This window comes from Flavobacterium lacus (assembly GCF_003268815.1).
Lineage (GTDB): Bacteria > Bacteroidota > Bacteroidia > Flavobacteriales > Flavobacteriaceae > Flavobacterium > Flavobacterium lacus.
Genome location: NZ_QLSV01000008.1, coordinates 12,622 through 30,895 on the forward strand (window position 1 = coordinate 12,622; position 18,274 = coordinate 30,895).

Consider the following 18,274-nt stretch of genomic DNA (forward strand, 5'->3'; position numbering starts at 1 on the left):
ATTAATAATTATATTCTTCTTTTGCAGCCATCAATTCGTTATAATCTTCTTTTGATCCAACGATGTTGTTGTCATATTCTCTCATACCGGTTCCGGCAGGAATTCTATGTCCAACAATTACATTTTCTTTTAAGCCTTCTAACGTATCTATTTTTCCTGCCACCGCCGCTTCGTTTAACACTTTTGTTGTTTCCTGGAACGATGCCGCAGAAATAAACGATTTCGTTTGAAGCGAAGCTCTCGTAATTCCTTGAAGAACGGGCGTAGCTGTAGCTGTAATTACATCACGAGCCACAACAAGGTTTTTATCTTCACGTTTTAACAACGAGTTTTCGTCACGCAATTCTCGCGGCGTAATCATCTGTCCTGGCTTCAAGTTTTGAGAATCACCGGCATCTTCAACTACTTTCATACCAAATAATTTATCATTTTCTATGATGAAATCTTTTGTATGAGCCAATTGTTCTTCTAAGAATAAGGTATCTCCCGGATCTTCAACTCTTACTTTACGCATCATCTGACGGATAACTACCTCAAAGTGCTTGTCGTTGATTTTTACCCCTTGTAAACGATATACCTCTTGAATTTCATTTACCAAATACTGTTGAACAGCAGATGGTCCTTGAATTCTTAAGATATCTTCCGGTGTAATGGCACCATCTGACAAAGACATACCCGCTTTTACGAAGTCATTTTCCTGAACCAAAATTTGGTTAGATAATTTTACTAAGTACTTTTTAATTTCACCAAATTTAGATTCGATGATGATTTCACGGTTACCTCTTTTAATTTTTCCAAAGGAAACAACACCATCAATTTCAGAAACCACAGCCGGGTTGGATGGATTACGAGCTTCTAAAAGTTCGGTAATCCTTGGAAGACCTCCTGTAATATCCCCCGCTTTTGATGAACGTCTTGGGATTTTTACTAAAATTTTTCCGGCTTTAATTTTCTCACCATCATCAACCATCAAGTGGGCTCCAACTGGTAAGTTGTATGAACGAATTAATTCTCCGTCCTTTCCGTAAATCAATAAAGTTGGAATTAACTTTTTGTTTCTTCCTTCCGAAATTACTTTTTCTTGGAAACCGGTTTGCTCATCGATTTCAACTTGGAACGATTGTCCTTGTTCTAAATCTTCGTAAGCAATTTTTCCGGTAAATTCAGAAATAATAACTCCATTATATGGATCCCATTTACAGATTGTTGTTCCTTTATCTACTGTTTGTCCATCTTTTACAAAAATGGTAGAACCGTAAGGAATGTTATGGGTATTTAATACGATTCCCGTATTTTCATCCACTAATTTTAATTCAGTTGAACGAGAAATTACGATGTCAATTGGATTTCCATCAGCATCTTCGCCTTTTACTGTTTTTAAATCGTCTAATTCTAATCTACCTTTGAAACGTGTTACAATGTTTGACTCTTCAGACATACCTCCAGCAACTCCTCCAACGTGGAACGTTCTAAGTGTTAACTGTGTACCCGGTTCACCAATTGATTGTGCAGCAATTACACCAACTGCTTCACCTTTTTGAGTCATTCGTCCTGTTGCTAAGTTTCTTCCATAGCATTTTGCACAGATTCCTTTAGCGGCTTCACATGTTAATGGTGATCTTACTTCTACTCTTTCTAGAGGAGAAGCTTCAATCGCTTTCATAATTGCTTCGGTAATTTCATGCCCACCTTGAATCAATACTTCTAAATTCAATGGATTGATTACATCTTGAAGTGCAACACGTCCTAAAATTCTTTCACCAAGTGTTTCAACAATTTCTTCATTCTTTTTCAAGGCAGAAACTTCGATTCCTCTTAACGTACCACAATCTTCTGTGTTTACAATAACATCTTGAGAAACGTCATGTAATCTTCTTGTTAAGTATCCAGCATCGGCCGTTTTTAAAGCCGTATCGGCAAGACCTTTACGAGCACCGTGCGTAGAAATAAAGTATTCTAAAATGGATAGACCTTCTTTAAAGTTAGAAAGAATCGGGTTTTCGATAATTTCTCCACCACCCGCGGTTGATTTTTTAGGCTTAGCCATCAAACCACGCATACCGGTTAACTGACGAATTTGTTCTTTAGAACCCCTTGCCCCAGAGTCAAGCATCATATATACCGAGTTGAAACCTTGTTGGTCTTCACGGATATTTTTCATAGCTAATTCTGTTAACAAAGCATTTTTAGAAGTCCAAACGTCAATAACTTGATTGTATCTTTCATTGTTAGTAATCAATCCCATGTTATAGTTCATGGTGATTGCATCTACTTCTTCTCTTGCATCGGCAATCAATTCTTGTTTTTGGTGCGGAATAATAATATCCCCTAAACTGAATGATAAACCTCCACGGAAGGCAAATTTGTACCCCATGTCTTTCATATTATCCAAGAAAGCAGCGGTTGTTGGTACATTGGTTACCGATAAAATTCCACCAATAATATCTCTTAATGATTTTTTGGTTAAAACTTCGTTGATATATCCTGCAGCTTCCGGTACTACTTCATTAAATAAAACTCTACCAGCAGTTGTTTGAATTAATTTATATACTAATTCTCCCTTTTCATTAAAATCTTTTGCTCTAATTCTCACACGAGCGTTCAGTTCTAATCTTCCTTCGTTTAAAGCAATATTTACTTCTTCGGCAGAATAGAATGTTAAGCCTTCGCCTAAAATCTTGTGTTCCGGAGTCGACAAACGTTCTTTGGTCATATAATATAGACCCAAAACCATGTCTTGTGATGGAACTGTAATTGGAGCTCCGTTTGCAGGATTCAAGATATTGTGAGAAGCCAACATTAATAGTTGCGACTCCAAAATAGCTTCCGGCCCAAGTGGCAAGTGAACTGCCATCTGGTCACCATCAAAATCCGCGTTAAAAGCTGTACAAACTAATGGGTGTAATTGAATTGCTTTTCCTTCGATTAATTTTGGTTGAAATGCTTGAATACCTAAACGGTGTAACGTTGGAGCACGGTTTAGTAATACTGGATGACCTTTGATTACATTTTCAAGGATGTCCCATACTACTGGCTCTTTTTTATCGATAATTTTCTTAGCCGACTTCACTGTTTTAACGATTCCTCTTTCGATTAATTTTCGAATAACGAATGGTTTATACAATTCAGCAGCCATATCTTTAGGCAAACCACATTCGAACAATTTCAATTCCGGTCCAACAACAATTACTGAACGAGCAGAATAATCTACACGTTTTCCTAATAAGTTTTGACGGAAACGACCTTGTTTACCTTTCAATGAATCTGAAAGCGATTTTAATGGTCTGTTTGATTCTGTTTTAACAGCTGAAGCTTTACGTGTATTATCAAATAATGAATCTACTGCTTCTTGCAACATACGTTTTTCGTTTCGTAAGATAACTTCTGGAGCTTTAATCTCCATTAATCTTTTTAAACGATTATTACGAATGATTACACGACGGTATAAATCATTTAAATCTGATGTTGCAAAACGACCACCATCAAGCGGAACCAACGGACGTAATTCTGGCGGTATCACCGGAATTACTTTTAAAATCATCCATTCCGGACGGTTTTCTCTGTTTAGATTTGCTTCACGGAACGATTCAACAACTTGAAGACGTTTTAATGCTTCCGTTTTTCTTTGTTTAGATGTTTCATTGTTAGCCGCATGACGTAAATTATATGACAATTCATCTAAATTTGTTCTTGCTAACAAGTCCATAATACACTCAGCACCCATTTTGGCGATGAATTTATTTGGATCATTATCATCTAAATATTGATTTTCCATCGGAAGAGTATCTAAAATATTCAAATATTCTTCTTCGGTTAAAAAGTCTAATCTTGAAAGTGATTCACCTTCAGCATTTTGAGCAATACCGGCTTGAATTACTACGTATCTTTCGTAGTAAATAATCATATCTAATTTCTTAGATGGCAAACCTAAAATGTATCCAATTTTGTTTGGAAGCGAACGGAAATACCAAATGTGAGCGATTGGCACCACCAAATTGATGTGTCCAACTCGATCACGACGTACTTTTTTCTCAGTAACTTCTACTCCACAACGGTCACATACGATTCCTTTGTAACGAATTCTTTTATACTTCCCACAAGCACATTCATAATCTTTTACAGGTCCGAAGATTCGTTCGCAGAAAAGACCATCGCGTTCCGGTTTGTGGGTTCTATAATTGATTGTTTCAGGTTTAAGTACTTCTCCTCTTGATTCAGCCAAAATAGATTCTGGTGAAGCAAGACCGATAGTAATTTTGTTAAACCTCTTTACGGGATTTTTGTCTTTATTATTGTTTCTATTATTCATCATAGTTTTTACTATTGATTTATTTGCAATTAAAAAATTGATTTTCATTTATGTCAAAACTAACTTCTAACCATAAACACTACCTCGAATTACTTCTCTAAACTTCAAGCCTTTCTTGAAGTGCTAATTATAAAAACATTTGTTTCTATAAAAAATCGGAACGGTTTACGGGTATAAATCCTGAAAACTAATTTAAAAAAGCGGTCAGTGGTCAGTTTTTAGTAAGCAGTATCAAACTGAACACTAACAACTGCCTACTGACAACTTGTACTATTCTTCTAATCGAATGTCTAAACCAAGACCTTTCAATTCGTGCATTAAAACGTTGAATGATTCTGGTAATCCCGGCTCCGGCATTGGCTCACCCTTCACGATTGCTTCGTACGTTTTTGCTCTACCGATTACGTCATCTGATTTTACCGTCAATATTTCTCTTAAAGTACTAGAAGCTCCGTATGCTTCAAGAGCCCAAACCTCCATCTCTCCAAAACGCTGACCTCCAAATTGAGCTTTACCACCCAATGGTTGTTGCGTAATAAGCGAGTACGGTCCGATAGAACGTGCGTGCATCTTATCATCGATCATATGTCCTAATTTCAACATATAGATTACTCCAACTGTTGCTGCTTGGTGGAAACGTTCTCCGGTTCCTCCATCATATAAATAAGTATGACCAAATCTTGGAATTCCTGCTTCGTCTGTCAATTCATTAATTTGATCGATTGTAGCACCATCAAAAATTGGTGTTGCATACTTTCTTCCCAAATTCTTTCCAGCCCATCCTAACACAGTTTCATAAATCTGACCAATGTTCATACGAGATGGTACACCAAGCGGATTTAATACGATATCAACCGGCGTTCCGTCTTCAAGGAATGGCATATCTTCGTCTCTTACGATACGCGCAACAATACCTTTATTTCCGTGACGACCTGCCATTTTATCACCTACTTTTAGTTTACGTTTCTTAGCGATGTAAACTTTAGCTAGTTTTAAAATACCAGCTGGTAATTCATCTCCAACCGTAATGGTGAATTTCTCTCTTCTTAACGCACCTTGTAAATCGTTTAATTTGATTTTATAATTGTGAATCAAATCATTAACTAATAGATTGGTTTCGTCATCGGCTACCCATTGACCTTTTGTTAAGTGAGCAAAATCTTCAACGGCATTCAACATTTTTTGAGTATATTTTTTACCTTTTGGTAAAACTTCTTCTCCTAAATCGTTCATGACACCTTGCGATGTTTTTCCGTTTACGATGTTGAATAATTTATCAACTAATTTATCTTTTAATTCGTTGAATTTCACTTCGAACTCCATTTCTAATGAAGCCAAATCATCTTTATCTTTTGTACGCTTACGCTTATCTTTTACGGCTCTTGCAAATAATTTTTTGTCAAGAACAACACCGTGTAATGATGGAGAGGCTTTTAACGAAGCATCTTTTACATCACCGGCCTTGTCACCAAAGATAGCACGTAATAATTTTTCTTCCGGAGTTGGATCGGATTCGCCTTTAGGTGTAATTTTTCCGATTAGGATATCGCCAGGTTTAACTTCGGCTCCAATTCTAATCATACCGTTTTCATCCAAATCTTTTGTCGCTTCTTCTGAAACGTTTGGAATGTCATTCGTTAATTCTTCGTTACCTAATTTAGTATCACGAACTTCTAATGAATAATCATCGATGTGGATAGATGTAAAAATATCATCACGAACAACTTTTTCAGAGATTACAATTGCATCCTCGAAGTTGTATCCTTTCCATGGCATAAATGCTACTTTAAGGTTTCTACCGATGGCTAATTCTCCGTTTTGCGTTGCATATCCTTCGCAAAGTACTTGTCCTTTTGTAACTCTATCCCCTTTTCTTACGATTGGTTTTAGGTTAATACACGTACTTTGATTGGTTTTTTGAAATTTAATTAATTGATATGTTTTATCATCTGAATCAAAACTCACCATACGTTCTGCATCCGTACGATCATATTTAATGGTAATTTTTTCAGAGTCAACATATTCTACTACTCCATTTCCTTCGGCATTAATTAATACTCTAGAATCTGAGGCAACTTGTCTTTCTAAACCTGTACCAACAATTGGAGCTTCAGGACGTAACAATGGTACGGCCTGACGCATCATGTTTGATCCCATCAATGCACGGTTCGCATCATCGTGTTCCAAGAAAGGAATTAACGATGCTGAAATCGACGCAATTTGGTTTGGAGCAACGTCTGTGTAATGAACAACATTTGGTTCAACTACCGGGAAATCGCCTTCTTCACGAGCAATAACTTTATCTGCAGTAATTTTTCCATTAGCATCCATTTCAATGTTTGCTTGAGCAATCATCTTACCTTCTTCTTCTTCAGCACTTAAGTAAATTGGTTCGGATTTTAAATCAACCACACCATTCGTTACTTTACGATAAGGTGTTTCGATGAATCCCATTCCGTTTACTTTAGCATAAACCCCAAGTGAAGAAATCAAACCAATGTTTGGTCCCTCAGGCGTTTCAATCGGACAAAGACGACCATAATGGGTATAGTGAACGTCACGCACCTCGAAACCGGCTCTCTCTCTCGAAAGACCACCTGGTCCTAGTGCAGACAATCTTCTTTTGTGTGTAATCTCCGCCAATGGATTGGTTTGATCCATAAATTGAGATAACTGGTTGGTTCCGAAGAAAGAATTGATTACCGATGATAATGTTTTGGCATTAATCAAATCGATTGGTGTAAACACCTCGTTATCTCTAACGTTCATTCTTTCGCGGATAGTTCTGGCCATACGAGCAAGACCTACACCAAATTGTGCAGAAAGTTGTTCACCAACTGTTCTAACACGACGGTTTGACAAGTGATCAATATCATCAATATCTGCTTTAGCGTTGATTAATTCAATCAAATATTTGATGATAGTAATAATATCCTCTTTGGTCAACACTTGTTTTTCCATTGGGATATCCAAACCTAATTTTTTGTTCATTCTATAACGACCAACTTCACCTAAGTTATAACGTTGATCTGAGAAGAATAACTTATCGATAATACCACGTGCGGTTTCTTCATCCGGCGGTTCTGCATTACGCAACTGACGGTAGATATGCTCAACGGCTTCTTTTTCTGAGTTGGTTGGATCTTTCTGTAAAGTATTGTGGATAATGGCATAATCAACTTGATTATTATCCTCTTTGTGCAACAGAATAGATTTTACATTAGAATCGATAATTTCTTCGACATTATCTTTGTCGATAATAGTATCACGATCTAAGATGATTTCGTTTCTTTCGATAGAAACAACTTCACCAGTATCTTCATCCACGAAATCTTCGTGCCATGTGTTCAATACCCGTGCAGCTAATCTTCTACCAATATATTTTTTTAGTCCTGTTTTTGATACTTTAATTTCTTCCGCAAGGTCAAAAATTTCAAGAATATCTTTATCTCTTTCAAATCCGATAGCACGCAAAAGAGTTGTAACAGGTAATTTTTTCTTTCTATCGATATATGCATACATTACGTTGTTGATATCGGTAGCAAATTCTATCCATGAACCTTTGAAAGGAATTACACGGGCAGAATATAATTTGGTTCCATTGGCATGGAATGACTGTCCAAAGAAAACACCAGGTGAACGGTGTAACTGCGATACAACAACTCTTTCTGCACCATTGATTACAAAAGTACCGCTAGGTGTCATATAAGGAATAGTACCTAAATAGACATCTTGTACTATTGTTTCAAAATCTTCATGTTCCGGATCTGTACAGTAAAGTTTTAGTCTTGCTTTTAACGGCACGCTGTAGGTTAAACCTCTTTCGATACATTCTGAAATAGAATAACGAGGAGGATCTACAAAATAGTCTAAAAATTCAAGTACAAAATTATTTCTTGTATCGGTGATTGGAAAATTTTCCATGAAGGTGTTGTATAGACCTTCGTTGCCTCTTTCATCAGATTTCGTTTCCAATTGGAAGAAATCCTTAAAAGATTTTACCTGTATATCCAAAAAATCAGGATATTGAGGTATATTTTTAGTTGAGGCAAAATTCAATCTTTCAGTCTGATTAGTTATCATCTATGGACAAAATTTTGATTAAAAAAAAGTAATTATTTTTGTGTAAATACACTGTTTAATTAATACTTTCTTTTTGTAATCATTACATCTTTAAAAATTTTTCAGAGTACACTGTCTTAATTTTTTTTCTTCGTAGTGATCAAAAATAATAGGGTATTTTAAACTATTTGATAATAAAATCTTTTATAATTTTATTATACGAAAAATGGTTTAGGTCGTTGGAGGTTAATCCAAGACCTAAACCTAGTTCTTAAAACTTAAGTGAACTTATTTAAGTTCAACTACAGCTCCAGCTTCTTCTAAAGATTTTTTAAGCCCTTCAGCCTCATCTTTAGTTACACCTTCTTTAACATTAGAAGGAGCAGCATCTACTAAATCTTTAGCTTCTTTAAGACCTAAACCTGTTAATTCTTTAACAGCTTTAACTACAGCTAATTTAGAAGCACCAGCTTCTTTTAAAACTACTGTAAACTCAGTTTGCTCTTCTACCGCAGCAGCGTCTCCACCACCAACAGCTGGACCAGCAACTACAGCAGCAGCTGCAGGCTCGATTCCATACTCATCTTTTAAAATTGTTGCTAATTCGTTAACCTCTTTAACTGTTAAGTTAACTAATTGTTCTGCGAATTGTTTCAAATCTGCCATTTTTTCTATCGATTTAAATAGTTTGTAAAATATAATTTATTAAGTGCGTTCTCGCGGGGTTCTTATCTTTCCGATAAGGTTTTAACAATTCCTGCAATTTTACCACCACCTGATTTAAGAGCGGATATAACATTTTTAGCAGGAGATTGTAGAAGACCGATGATTTCTCCGATAACTTCTTCTTTTGATTTAAGAGCTACAAGTGCATCTAATTGGTTATCACCAATAAAGACGGCTTGATAAATGTAAGCTCCTTTTAAAAGAGGTTTATCTGATTTTTTACGGAATTCTTTAATGATTTTTGCAGGAGCGTTTCCGTTCTCAGCAATCATTATTGAAGTATTTCCTTTTAATATTGAAGGTAAGTCTCCATAATCATTAGCAGAAGCTTCCATCGCTTTTTCCAATAAAGTGTTTTTTACAACATTTAATTGAATTCCGGCTTTGAAACAAGCTCTTCTCAGATTTGAAGTAGTTTCAGCATTAAGGTTAGAAATATCTGCAATGTAGACAACATTACTATCAGCCAACTGTGCAGTTAAATCTTCAATAACTCTTGATTTTTCTTCTCTAGTCATAATATAATTGTTTAACTACCAATTAAACTGCTTTAGGATCTAAAGCAATTGCAGGACTCATTGTACTTGACAAGTGAATAGACTTGATATAAGTACCTTTGGCTGCTGTTGGTTTCATTTTGATTAATGTTTGAATAATTTCGTGTGCATTATCTACAATCATGTCTGCATTGAAAGAAATTCTTCCAATTCCGGCATGAACAATTCCAGTTTTATCAACTTTAAAGTCGATTTTACCCGCTTTAACTTCTTGAACTGCTTTCGCAACATCCATTGTTACCGTACCTGTTTTTGGGTTTGGCATTAAACCTCTAGGTCCTAAAATACGACCTAATGGACCTAATTTACCCATTACAGCAGGCATGGTGATGATTACATCAACATCTGTCCAACCGTCTTTGATTTTTTGTAAATAATCGTCTAAACCTACATAGTCTGCACCAGCAGCTTTAGCTTCCGCTTCTTTATCTGGAGTAACAAGTGCTAGCACTCTAACATCTTTACCAGTTCCGTGTGGTAATGCTACCACACCTCTTACCATTTGATTCGCTTTTCTTGGATCTACTCCTAATTTAACTGCGATATCAACAGACTCATCAAATTTTGCAGAAGCAACTTCCTTTAACAATGCAGAAGCATCTTTTAAAGAATATAATTTGCTTTTTTCAATTTTTGCTGCAGCCTCTTTTTGCTTTTTTGTCAATTTTGCCATGTCTTTCTTTTAATTAAAAAGGAGCTACTCCTGATACTGTTATACCCATAGAACGAGCTGTTCCTGCTATCATACTCATAGCAGCCTCGATAGTAAATGCATTTAAATCTACCATTTTGTCTTCGGCAATTGTTCTAATTTGATCCCAAGTAACACTTGCTACTTTTTTACGATTTGGTTGACCTGAACCTGACTTTAGCTTTGTTGCATCCAATAACTGGATAGCAGCGGGTGGCGTTTTTACAACAAAATCAAATGATTTGTCTTTGTACACAGTAATTTGTACTGGTAAAACTTTGCCGGGTTTATCTTGAGTTCTCGCATTAAATTGCTTACAGAACTCCATGATATTAACTCCAGCAGCTCCCAAAGCAGGTCCGACCGGTGGCGAAGGATTCGCGGCACCTCCCTTTACTTGTAGTTTAACTACTTTACTAACTTCTTTAGCCATTGTTTTTAAAAAAATTTAGCACATCTCAATTGGAAGCAAGATGCGGTTTATAATAATGTAACAAATTATACTTTCTCTACTTGCATAAATCCTAACTCCAATGGTGTTTTTCTTCCGAAAATTTTAACCATTACTTCCAGTTTACGCTTGTCTTCATTAATTTTTTCAACAGTTCCATTGAATCCGTTGAAAGGACCGTCAATAACTTTGATTGTTTCGCCGATATTGAATGGAATATTCTGTGTATCGGCAGTAACAGCCAATTCATCCACTTTCCCTAACATTCTATTTACTTCGGATAAACGTAAAGGCACAGGATCTCCACCTTTTACTTCACCCAAGAAACCAATTACACCTGTAATAGACTTAATGATATGAGGAATTTCTCCTATCAAATTAGCTTCAATCATTACATAGCCAGGGAAATAAACTTTATCTTTTGCTATTTTTTTGCCGTCTCTTACTTGCACTACTTTTTCAGTAGGAACTAAAACCTGAGCAATGTGATCGGCTAATTGAAGACGATTAATTTCGTTTTCGATATAAGTTTTAACCTTATTCTCTTGGCCACTTACAGCTCTAACTACATACCACTTTTTTAAACTACTATCAGCCATAACAGAAATTATCCTTTTATCAAATTAAAAAATCCTGATATTGCTTTTCTGAAAACTTCATCAACGCCCCAAGTAGCTAGAGAAAATACGATCGTAAAAACTGCTACAATAATAGTTAAACGTTGTACCTCAGACCAAGGTAACCAAGTTACATTAGATTTAAGTTCTTGAAAAGCTTCTGTTATATAGTTAACAACTTTTGTCATTATAATTGAATTTTGCACGGATGGAGAGATTCGAACTCCCATCAACGGTTTTGGAGACCGCTATTCTACCCTTGAACTACACCCGTTTGTTAAAAGCCAGTCATGCTCCTAAGAACATGAACTGGCTTTGTGTATTTAAAAATTACTCAACGATTTCAGTTACCTGACCAGCACCTACAGTTCTACCACCTTCACGGATAGCAAAACGTAAACCTACGTTCAAAGCAATTGCACTTAATAAAGTTACATCGATAGTTAAGTTATCACCTGGCATAACCATTTCAACTCCAGTTGGTAAATTAATAGTACCTGTTACGTCAGTCGTTCTAACATAGAACTGAGGACGGTAGTTGTTATGGAATGGTGTGTGACGACCACCTTCTTCTTTTTTCAAGATATAAACCTCTGCTTTAAATTTCGCATGTGGTTTAACTGAACCTGGTTTACAAATAACCATTCCTCTTTTAATGTCTTCTTTTGCAACACCTCTCAATAAGATACCTGCATTATCTCCAGCTTCACCTCTATCAAGGATTTGACGGAACATTTCGATACCAGTAACTGTAGAAGTTAATTTCTCAGCACCCATACCAATGATTTCAACTGGATCTCCAGTATTACAAATTCCTGTTTCAATACGACCTGTAGCCACAGTTCCACGACCAGTAATTGTAAATACGTCTTCAACAGGCATCAAGAAAGGTTTTGCAATATCTCTTTCTGGCTCTTGAATCCAATTATCAACCGCTTCCATCAATTCAAGAATTTTTGGAGTCCAAGCTGGATCATTATTTAATCCTCCCAAAGCAGAACCTTGGATAACAGGGCTATTATCTCCATCATAATCGTAGAAAGACAATAAATCTCTAATTTCCATCTCTACAAGCTCTAAAAGCTCAGCATCATCAACCATATCCACTTTATTCATGAATACAACGATTCTTGGAATACCTACCTGGCGTCCTAAAAGGATGTGCTCACGTGTTTGTGGCATAGGACCATCAGTAGCAGCAACTACTAGGATAGCACCATCCATTTGAGCAGCACCTGTAACCATGTTCTTTACATAATCCGCGTGACCAGGACAGTCAACGTGTGCGTAGTGACGATTAGCAGTTTCATACTCAACGTGAGATGTATTGATAGTAATACCTCTTTCTTTTTCTTCTGGAGCATTATCGATTTGATCAAACGATTTTGCTTGACAATAACCTGCGTCAGATAAAACTTTAGTAATAGCTGCGGTTAATGTAGTTTTTCCATGATCCACATGCCCAATAGTTCCAATATTAAGGTGTGGCTTGTTACGATTAAAATTTTCTTTTGCCATTTTAATTAATTTAAAATCTTAGTTATATAATAGTGTTTAATTCTTACAATTTTGAGCCAATGACGGGAATTGAACCCGTGACCTCTTCCTTACCAAGGAAGCACTCTACCCCTGAGCTACACCGGCAAGAAATTAATCTTATCAAGTTAAAATTTGTGGGGAGAGCAGGATTCGAACCTGCGAAGATGTAATCAGCGGATTTACAGTCCGCCCTCGTTGGCCGCTTGAGTATCTCCCCTCAAAATTTTTAAACTTTTAAATGAACGTAAATGCTTAGAATGTTATTCTTACAAAACATTTTAATACTAATCTTTCAATTGAGCCGATAGAGGGACTCGAACCCACGACCTGCTGATTACAAATCAGCTGCTCTAGCCAGCTGAGCTACACCGGCATTACTCAATAAAAAAAGTCCGCTATTTCTAACGGACTGCAAATGTATAGATTTTATTTGTCAATCAAAACATTTTTTAAAAAAAATTTATACTATATATGTGTTCTGATTTTTTCTTTCCTTTTCAAGAGTAAACGCTCCAACGCTTCGGTAGAAGAATCAACTGCTTCTTCAAACGTTTTGCATTGTTTTTTTACTATAAAATCATCCCCTGGCACATGAATTTTAATCTCAACAATTTTGTTTTCTTTCTCACTGGTAGATTCTACTTTCAAAAAAACATCAGCTACAACTACTTTGTCATAATATTTTTCTAATTTATCCATTCGAATTTGAATGAAATCTACTAACTTTCCGTCAATATTAAAGTTTACAGCATTAACATTTACCTTCATAATCTAATTTTTAAGGTTAAACAAACTAAGTGAATTATTTTTGGTTCCGAGGATGAGCATTGCCATATACTTTTTTTAATTCGGCTAAACTACTGTGTGTATAAACTTGAGTTGATGCCAAACTCGAATGCCCTAATAATTCTTTCACTGAATTCAAATCGGCTCCGTTATTTAATAAGTGCGTTGCAAACGTGTGCCGCAAAATATGAGGACTTTTTTTTACCTTCTCGGAGACATTACTAAAGTACGAATTTATTAATCGATACACAAGCGTATCATTCAATTTAACACCTTTTTGGGTTAAAAATATTCTCTCTGAATCTTTAATTTCCTGAAGTTGATTACGTTGAAAAATATAGTTTTGCAATTGACCGGTTATGATTGGTAACAAAGGAATAATTCGTTCTTTATCTCTTTTTCCCAATACTTTTAGCGTAGCATTTGAAAAATCTATTCCGCTTAAATTCAAATTGATCAACTCTGCTCTTCTTATTCCTGTGGTATAAAATAAATCAATAATTAACTTGTCGCGAATACCTTCAAATCCATCGGGATAAACAATTTGATTTAATACCAAATCTACTTCTTTTTCTGAAAAAGGAATTTGAATTTTTTTTGGCGTTTTTAAGGCTTTGTGCTTTAACAACGGACTTTGCTCTATTTGCTTAATTCGCAACAAAAATTTATAATAACTTTTTAAGGAAGAAATTTTTCGATTTACGGATGAAGCAGAAATACCACCATCAACCAAAAAAACAATCCAACTTCTTATTTGCGGGTAAACAACGTTGTCTATTAAATCTTGTTCAAAATTAGTTTTATTAAACATGTCAAATTCAGCTATATCATTCAAATAAGCCTTTACCGTATGCAAAGAATAGTTCTTTTGCATTTGAAGATAATCACGAAAAGCCTGCTGATTTGATTGCATAAAAAAACCGTTGGCCTCAAAGTTACAAAACTTCTCAAACTAACGGTTTATTTTTATGAAAAATGCTTTTACATTTCTACACTGTCACGCAATGTTTGAATGTACTGAGCTTTTTGAATCTGTGCTCTTTTGACAATAGATGGTTTAATAAAAGCCTGACGTGCTCTTAGCTGACGAACAGTTCCTGTTTTATCAAATTTTCTTTTGTAGCGTTTTAACGCTCTGTCGATATTTTCTCCGTCTTTAATTGGTATAATTAGCATAATCTAGACACCTCCTCTCATTTAGGGTGCAAAAGTAGTAATTATTTTTAATTCTGAATTATAATTTCTGAATTATTTCAAAGAAAACAATCTTTCATGACATTTTTTAAAAAACTTATATTTGCTTTTATTAAAAAAAAAAACGATAAATTATTTTTTGATTATTTTTATTGAAAAAAGTATGCTCTTTTATATTTTCTCTATTTTATTACTTATATCAAGTTTCATTCCGCTTGTTCAAAATCCGCATTGGTTTTTTAGATTTTTTGAATTTGGAAAAGTGCAATTGTTTCAGCTTCTTCTTTTAACTTGTATTTTAGCCTTACTTTTTATAGAGAATAAAGACTTCTTGTTTTTTGTTGTATTGGGCCTAAATTCACTCACTCTTGCTTTTCATGTAAAGGTTTTGTTTCCATATACCAAGCTTCATTCTATACCCACTAAAATAAAAACAAATTCCTGCTCCGAAACTATTAGTATTATTTCCGCAAATATATACCAAGACAATTCTGCTTATAATCGATTTATAGGTTTAATCGAAAAACATAATCCTGACATTTTCTTAACCATGGAATCGAATCAAGTATGGGAAAACGCACTTTCTCATTTTGACAAAACGTATCCTTTTCATATAAAAGTTGCTTTGGAAAATACGTATGGCATTCATTTATTTTCCAAATTAAAAATTATTTCATATCAAGTGCATTATTTTGTTGCTGATGATATTCCGAGTATCGAAGCGAAAATAAAATCGGAAGACGGATTTGTGTTTAACCTTTTCGGAGTTCATCCTCCACCCCCAAGTCCAACCGAAGAAGGAAACGCCAAAGAAAGAGATGGTGAATTGTTGAGTGTAGCCAAAGTAGTGAAATCTAAATCTGAGCCTTGTGTAGTTGTAGGTGATTTTAACAATGTAGCTTGGGCAAAATCTTCACTCCTTTTTAGAAAAACCAGTGAATTAATTGATGCCAGAATTGGAAGAGGTTTGTTTTCTACTTTTCATGCTAACTATTGGTTTTTCCGATTCCCAATTGATTTGTTTTTTCATTCAACGGATGTTTTTGTAGAAGAGTTAAAAACGTTAGACTATTTTGGTTCGGATCATTTTCCAATCTACAGTTCTTTTCATATCAACCGAAAAAACAAAGAACAAGAAGAATTGATCGAAACGCTTGAACGTGAAGAAAAGAAAGAAATTAATGGAATTATAAGCGATGGCATAAACGAAGAAAGCGAAAATCGTGATTGATTTTCGCTTTCTAGTATTTAATTAAATAAAAATTATTCCACTGCCGGTTTATAATTTTGATTATCAATAATCATTTTGGACAAAATCTCTTTTAAAATTTCCGAGGTTCCTCCACCAATTGGCCCTAAACGACTATCTCTTAATAATCTTGCCAACGGATATTCTTCCATATAACCATAACCGCCTAACATTTGAAGACAACTATAAATGGTTTCATCAGCTACTTTGGTGGATTTCAATTTGGCCATTGTCGCTTCTTTAACCACATATTCACCTTTGTTTAATCGAGCTACTGCAGCATAATTAAAAATTTTGCAATGTTCTACATCGGTAGCATGTTCAACAATGGTGTGTCGTAACGCTTGAAACTTATCGATTGTGCGACCGAAAGCTTCCCTTTGCGACATATATTCTATAGTATATTCAATGGCATATTCAGCACGTGCATGAGCATTGATCGCCATGATTAAACGTTCTAACGCAAAATGTTGCATGATATAAGGAAAGCCTTTTCCTTCTTCGCCCATTAAATGTTCAAGTGGAATTTCTACATTATCAAAGGCGATTTCTGCCGTATCGGATGCTCTCCAGCCCAACTTATCTAATTTTGTCGCAGAAATACCGGGTGTTTTGGTATCTACTAAAAAAATACTTATTCCTTTGTTCCCAAGTTCTGGTTGCGTTTTTGCCGCTACCACATAATAATCGGCATAAATACCGTTAGTGATAAATGTTTTTGATCCATTAATTACATATTTATCTCCTTTTATGATAGCAGTTGTTCGCATTCCTGCCACATCACTACCACCAAAAGGCTCAGAAATGCATAATGCTCCTATTTTATCTCCGGAAATACTTGGTGCCAAATAATCTTGTTTAATTTTTTCATCACCTTCTGCATTCAAATGCGTCATGGCTAGATAGGAATGTGCCCACATTGCAGCAGCAAAACCGGATGACTTTATTTTTTGTAGTTCTTCTAAGAATATAACGGTATAAAATAAATCTAAATTCATGCCGCCATAAGCCTCAGGATAGTTTAGTCCGAAAAAACCCATGTCGCCAAATTTTTTCCAAATAAATCGTTCAATTGTTCCTGTTTTTTCCCATTTTTCAATGTGAGGAACAACTTCTTTTTGTAAAAAATCACGTAATGTAACTCTAAATAATTGGTGTTCTTCCGAAAAGTATTCTGAATTCATAAAATAAAATTAATTGCTTAAAATGTCTAATTTTTTTAGAATTCCAAATATAAGGCTATAATTTTAATTTTTTCGCTAGGCAATCCTTTAATTTTTGTTAAATCCTCAATATTTTTAATTTCACCATTCATACTACGGTGGGTAACTATCTCTTTTGCGATCGTGTAATTAAAATAGGGAAATTTAGCTAATTCTTTAACCGAAGCATTGTTAATATCAACTTTACTAATTTTAGGTTCGGATGTTATCACAAAATATTTATTGAGATTTTCAATTACTTCCGGGCTTAAACCCCAAATAAATTGCATCTGGTCCATTGATAGAAATCCGCCAAGGCTTTCTTTATTTTTTAAAATTCTTTCAGACAAAGCCGGACCAATTCCATAGACCTTAATTAAATCTTCTTGTGTTGCTTGATTAATATCGATTTTTATAATTGGTTTTTTGTTCTCAAATTTATTATTTGAGTAAGAAGTATATTGCTTTTTGGGTTGATTTACCCAATCCGGAAATTTAAAATAAGGAGAAATTGCATTTAGCAAACTATCCGAAACTCCTGTAACGGATTGAAACTCTTTTGCCGAGTTGACATATTTATTTTGTTTTCGAAAAGCAAAAAGTTTATCGAGTTGATCTACTGACATTCCTAATTTATAACCTCGATAATCGGTAATGAAATTTGGATTGAAAGGATAAATTACAGATTTTTGATCGTCTTTTACGTTTTTCAAACTATCGACAACGGATTGCATAGCCAACCATTCATCATTAGTTTCTTTTGTTTTCGGATTTGATTTATTCATCCAGAAAAAATAGCCCACTTGAAGCGTTACTATGAGAAGAAACAACAAAAAAATCCCATTTCGTTGTTGCTTTGCAAATCGGAAATAGGATTTCACATTCATATAA

At 35.0% G+C, this 18,274-nt stretch carries 15 protein-coding genes and 4 tRNA genes; 1 reads left to right on the forward strand and 18 read right to left on the reverse strand.

From position 1 onward, the window contains the following. Position 1 precedes the first annotated feature (1 nt). From rpoC to rpsU, 16 genes are all read right to left on the reverse strand, one after another. Positions 2-4,312, reverse strand: coding sequence for a DNA-directed RNA polymerase subunit beta' (gene rpoC / locus B0I10_RS09075; protein WP_112086329.1), 4,311 nt, complete (start codon positions 4,310-4,312; stop codon positions 2-4). Positions 4,313-4,579: 267 nt separating this feature from the next. Further along, positions 4,580-8,392 (reverse strand): DNA-directed RNA polymerase subunit beta, encoded by a 3,813-nt coding sequence (gene rpoB, locus B0I10_RS09080; protein WP_112086195.1) that lies wholly within the window; start codon positions 8,390-8,392, stop codon positions 4,580-4,582. 267 nt (positions 8,393-8,659) lie between these two features. After that, on the reverse strand, positions 8,660-9,037 hold the full coding sequence (gene rplL, locus B0I10_RS09085; RefSeq protein WP_112086196.1) for a 50S ribosomal protein L7/L12: 378 nt from the start codon (positions 9,035-9,037) through the stop codon (positions 8,660-8,662). A gap of 62 nt (positions 9,038-9,099) precedes the next feature. Beyond that, entirely contained in the window at positions 9,100-9,615 is a 516-nt protein-coding gene (rplJ, locus tag B0I10_RS09090) for a 50S ribosomal protein L10 (protein WP_112086197.1), read from the reverse strand. A gap of 22 nt (positions 9,616-9,637) precedes the next feature. Further along, positions 9,638-10,327, reverse strand: a complete 690-nt coding sequence (gene rplA / locus B0I10_RS09095; protein ID WP_112086198.1) for a 50S ribosomal protein L1 — start codon at positions 10,325-10,327, stop codon at positions 9,638-9,640. A gap of 13 nt (positions 10,328-10,340) precedes the next feature. Next, on the reverse strand, positions 10,341-10,778 hold the full coding sequence (gene rplK / locus B0I10_RS09100) for a 50S ribosomal protein L11 (protein ID WP_112086199.1): 438 nt from the start codon (positions 10,776-10,778) through the stop codon (positions 10,341-10,343). A 65-nt stretch (positions 10,779-10,843) separates the two neighbouring features. Next, the gene (gene nusG, locus B0I10_RS09105; RefSeq protein WP_112086200.1) at positions 10,844-11,395 is read right to left on the reverse strand and encodes a transcription termination/antitermination protein NusG; all 552 of its coding nucleotides are present in this window, start codon (positions 11,393-11,395) and stop codon (positions 10,844-10,846) included. An 8-nt stretch (positions 11,396-11,403) separates the two neighbouring features. Next, the gene (gene secE / locus B0I10_RS09110; protein WP_112086201.1) at positions 11,404-11,601 is read right to left on the reverse strand and encodes a preprotein translocase subunit SecE; all 198 of its coding nucleotides are present in this window, start codon (positions 11,599-11,601) and stop codon (positions 11,404-11,406) included. Between the two features lie 15 nt (positions 11,602-11,616). Then, positions 11,617-11,687: transfer RNA gene (locus B0I10_RS09115), tRNA-Trp, on the reverse strand. Between the two features lie 56 nt (positions 11,688-11,743). Next, positions 11,744-12,931, reverse strand: coding sequence for an elongation factor Tu (tuf, locus tag B0I10_RS09120; protein WP_112086202.1), 1,188 nt, complete (start codon positions 12,929-12,931; stop codon positions 11,744-11,746). A 54-nt stretch (positions 12,932-12,985) separates the two neighbouring features. After that, a tRNA-Thr gene (locus B0I10_RS09125) sits at positions 12,986-13,057 on the reverse strand. A gap of 30 nt (positions 13,058-13,087) precedes the next feature. Then, positions 13,088-13,169, reverse strand: a tRNA-Tyr gene (locus B0I10_RS09130). An 82-nt stretch (positions 13,170-13,251) separates the two neighbouring features. Then, positions 13,252-13,325, reverse strand: a tRNA-Thr gene (locus B0I10_RS09135). 92 nt (positions 13,326-13,417) lie between these two features. Continuing rightward, complete coding sequence (gene hpf, locus B0I10_RS09140; RefSeq protein ID WP_112086203.1) at positions 13,418-13,720, reverse strand: ribosome hibernation-promoting factor, HPF/YfiA family; 303 nt, start codon at positions 13,718-13,720, stop codon at positions 13,418-13,420. Positions 13,721-13,754: 34 nt separating this feature from the next. Further along, positions 13,755-14,651 carry a tyrosine-type recombinase/integrase gene (locus tag B0I10_RS09145; RefSeq protein WP_112086204.1) on the reverse strand — a complete coding sequence of 299 codons (897 nt, stop codon included), beginning with the start codon at positions 14,649-14,651 and terminating at the stop codon, positions 13,755-13,757. Between the two features lie 68 nt (positions 14,652-14,719). Next, a complete protein-coding gene (gene rpsU / locus B0I10_RS09150; protein WP_112086205.1) occupies positions 14,720-14,914 on the reverse strand; it encodes a 30S ribosomal protein S21 in 195 nt (64 codons plus the stop codon). Between the two features lie 181 nt (positions 14,915-15,095). Here rpsU and B0I10_RS09155 point away from each other — a divergent pair, with 181 nt between their 5' ends. After that, the gene (locus tag B0I10_RS09155; RefSeq protein ID WP_112086330.1) at positions 15,096-16,163 is read left to right on the forward strand and encodes an endonuclease/exonuclease/phosphatase family protein; all 1,068 of its coding nucleotides are present in this window, start codon (positions 15,096-15,098) and stop codon (positions 16,161-16,163) included. A gap of 32 nt (positions 16,164-16,195) precedes the next feature. On the opposite strand, the gene B0I10_RS09160 is transcribed toward B0I10_RS09155, so the two are convergent. Together B0I10_RS09160 and B0I10_RS09165 are read right to left on the reverse strand one after the other, a co-directional pair. Then, a complete protein-coding gene (locus B0I10_RS09160) occupies positions 16,196-17,365 on the reverse strand; it encodes an acyl-CoA dehydrogenase family protein (RefSeq protein WP_112086206.1) in 1,170 nt (389 codons plus the stop codon). Between the two features lie 35 nt (positions 17,366-17,400). Beyond that, a complete protein-coding gene (locus B0I10_RS09165; protein WP_112086207.1) occupies positions 17,401-18,270 on the reverse strand; it encodes a ComEA family DNA-binding protein in 870 nt (289 codons plus the stop codon). Positions 18,271-18,274 lie beyond the last annotated feature (4 nt).

Excerpts from the sequence above, each read along its gene's own strand:
- rpoC (WP_112086329.1), bottom strand. The coding sequence starts at position 4,312 with ATGATGAATAATAGAAACAATAATAAAGACAAAAATCCCGTAAAGAGG.
- rpoB (WP_112086195.1), bottom strand. The coding sequence starts at position 8,392 with ATGATAACTAATCAGACTGAAAGATTGAATTTTGCCTCAACTAAAAAT.
- rplL (WP_112086196.1), bottom strand. The coding sequence starts at position 9,037 with ATGGCAGATTTGAAACAATTCGCAGAACAATTAGTTAACTTAACAGTT.
- rplJ (WP_112086197.1), bottom strand. The coding sequence starts at position 9,615 with ATGACTAGAGAAGAAAAATCAAGAGTTATTGAAGATTTAACTGCACAG.
- rplA (WP_112086198.1), bottom strand. The coding sequence starts at position 10,327 with ATGGCAAAATTGACAAAAAAGCAAAAAGAGGCTGCAGCAAAAATTGAA.
- rplK (WP_112086199.1), bottom strand. The coding sequence starts at position 10,778 with ATGGCTAAAGAAGTTAGTAAAGTAGTTAAACTACAAGTAAAGGGAGGT.
- nusG (WP_112086200.1), bottom strand. The coding sequence starts at position 11,395 with ATGGCTGATAGTAGTTTAAAAAAGTGGTATGTAGTTAGAGCTGTAAGT.
- secE (WP_112086201.1), bottom strand. The coding sequence starts at position 11,601 with ATGACAAAAGTTGTTAACTATATAACAGAAGCTTTTCAAGAACTTAAA.
- tuf (WP_112086202.1), bottom strand. The coding sequence starts at position 12,931 with ATGGCAAAAGAAAATTTTAATCGTAACAAGCCACACCTTAATATTGGA.
- hpf (WP_112086203.1), bottom strand. The coding sequence starts at position 13,720 with ATGAAGGTAAATGTTAATGCTGTAAACTTTAATATTGACGGAAAGTTA.
- B0I10_RS09145 (WP_112086204.1), bottom strand. The coding sequence starts at position 14,651 with ATGCAATCAAATCAGCAGGCTTTTCGTGATTATCTTCAAATGCAAAAG.
- rpsU (WP_112086205.1), bottom strand. The coding sequence starts at position 14,914 with ATGCTAATTATACCAATTAAAGACGGAGAAAATATCGACAGAGCGTTA.
- B0I10_RS09155 (WP_112086330.1), top strand. The coding sequence starts at position 15,096 with ATGCTCTTTTATATTTTCTCTATTTTATTACTTATATCAAGTTTCATT.
- B0I10_RS09160 (WP_112086206.1), bottom strand. The coding sequence starts at position 17,365 with ATGAATTCAGAATACTTTTCGGAAGAACACCAATTATTTAGAGTTACA.
- B0I10_RS09165 (WP_112086207.1), bottom strand. The coding sequence starts at position 18,270 with ATGAATGTGAAATCCTATTTCCGATTTGCAAAGCAACAACGAAATGGG.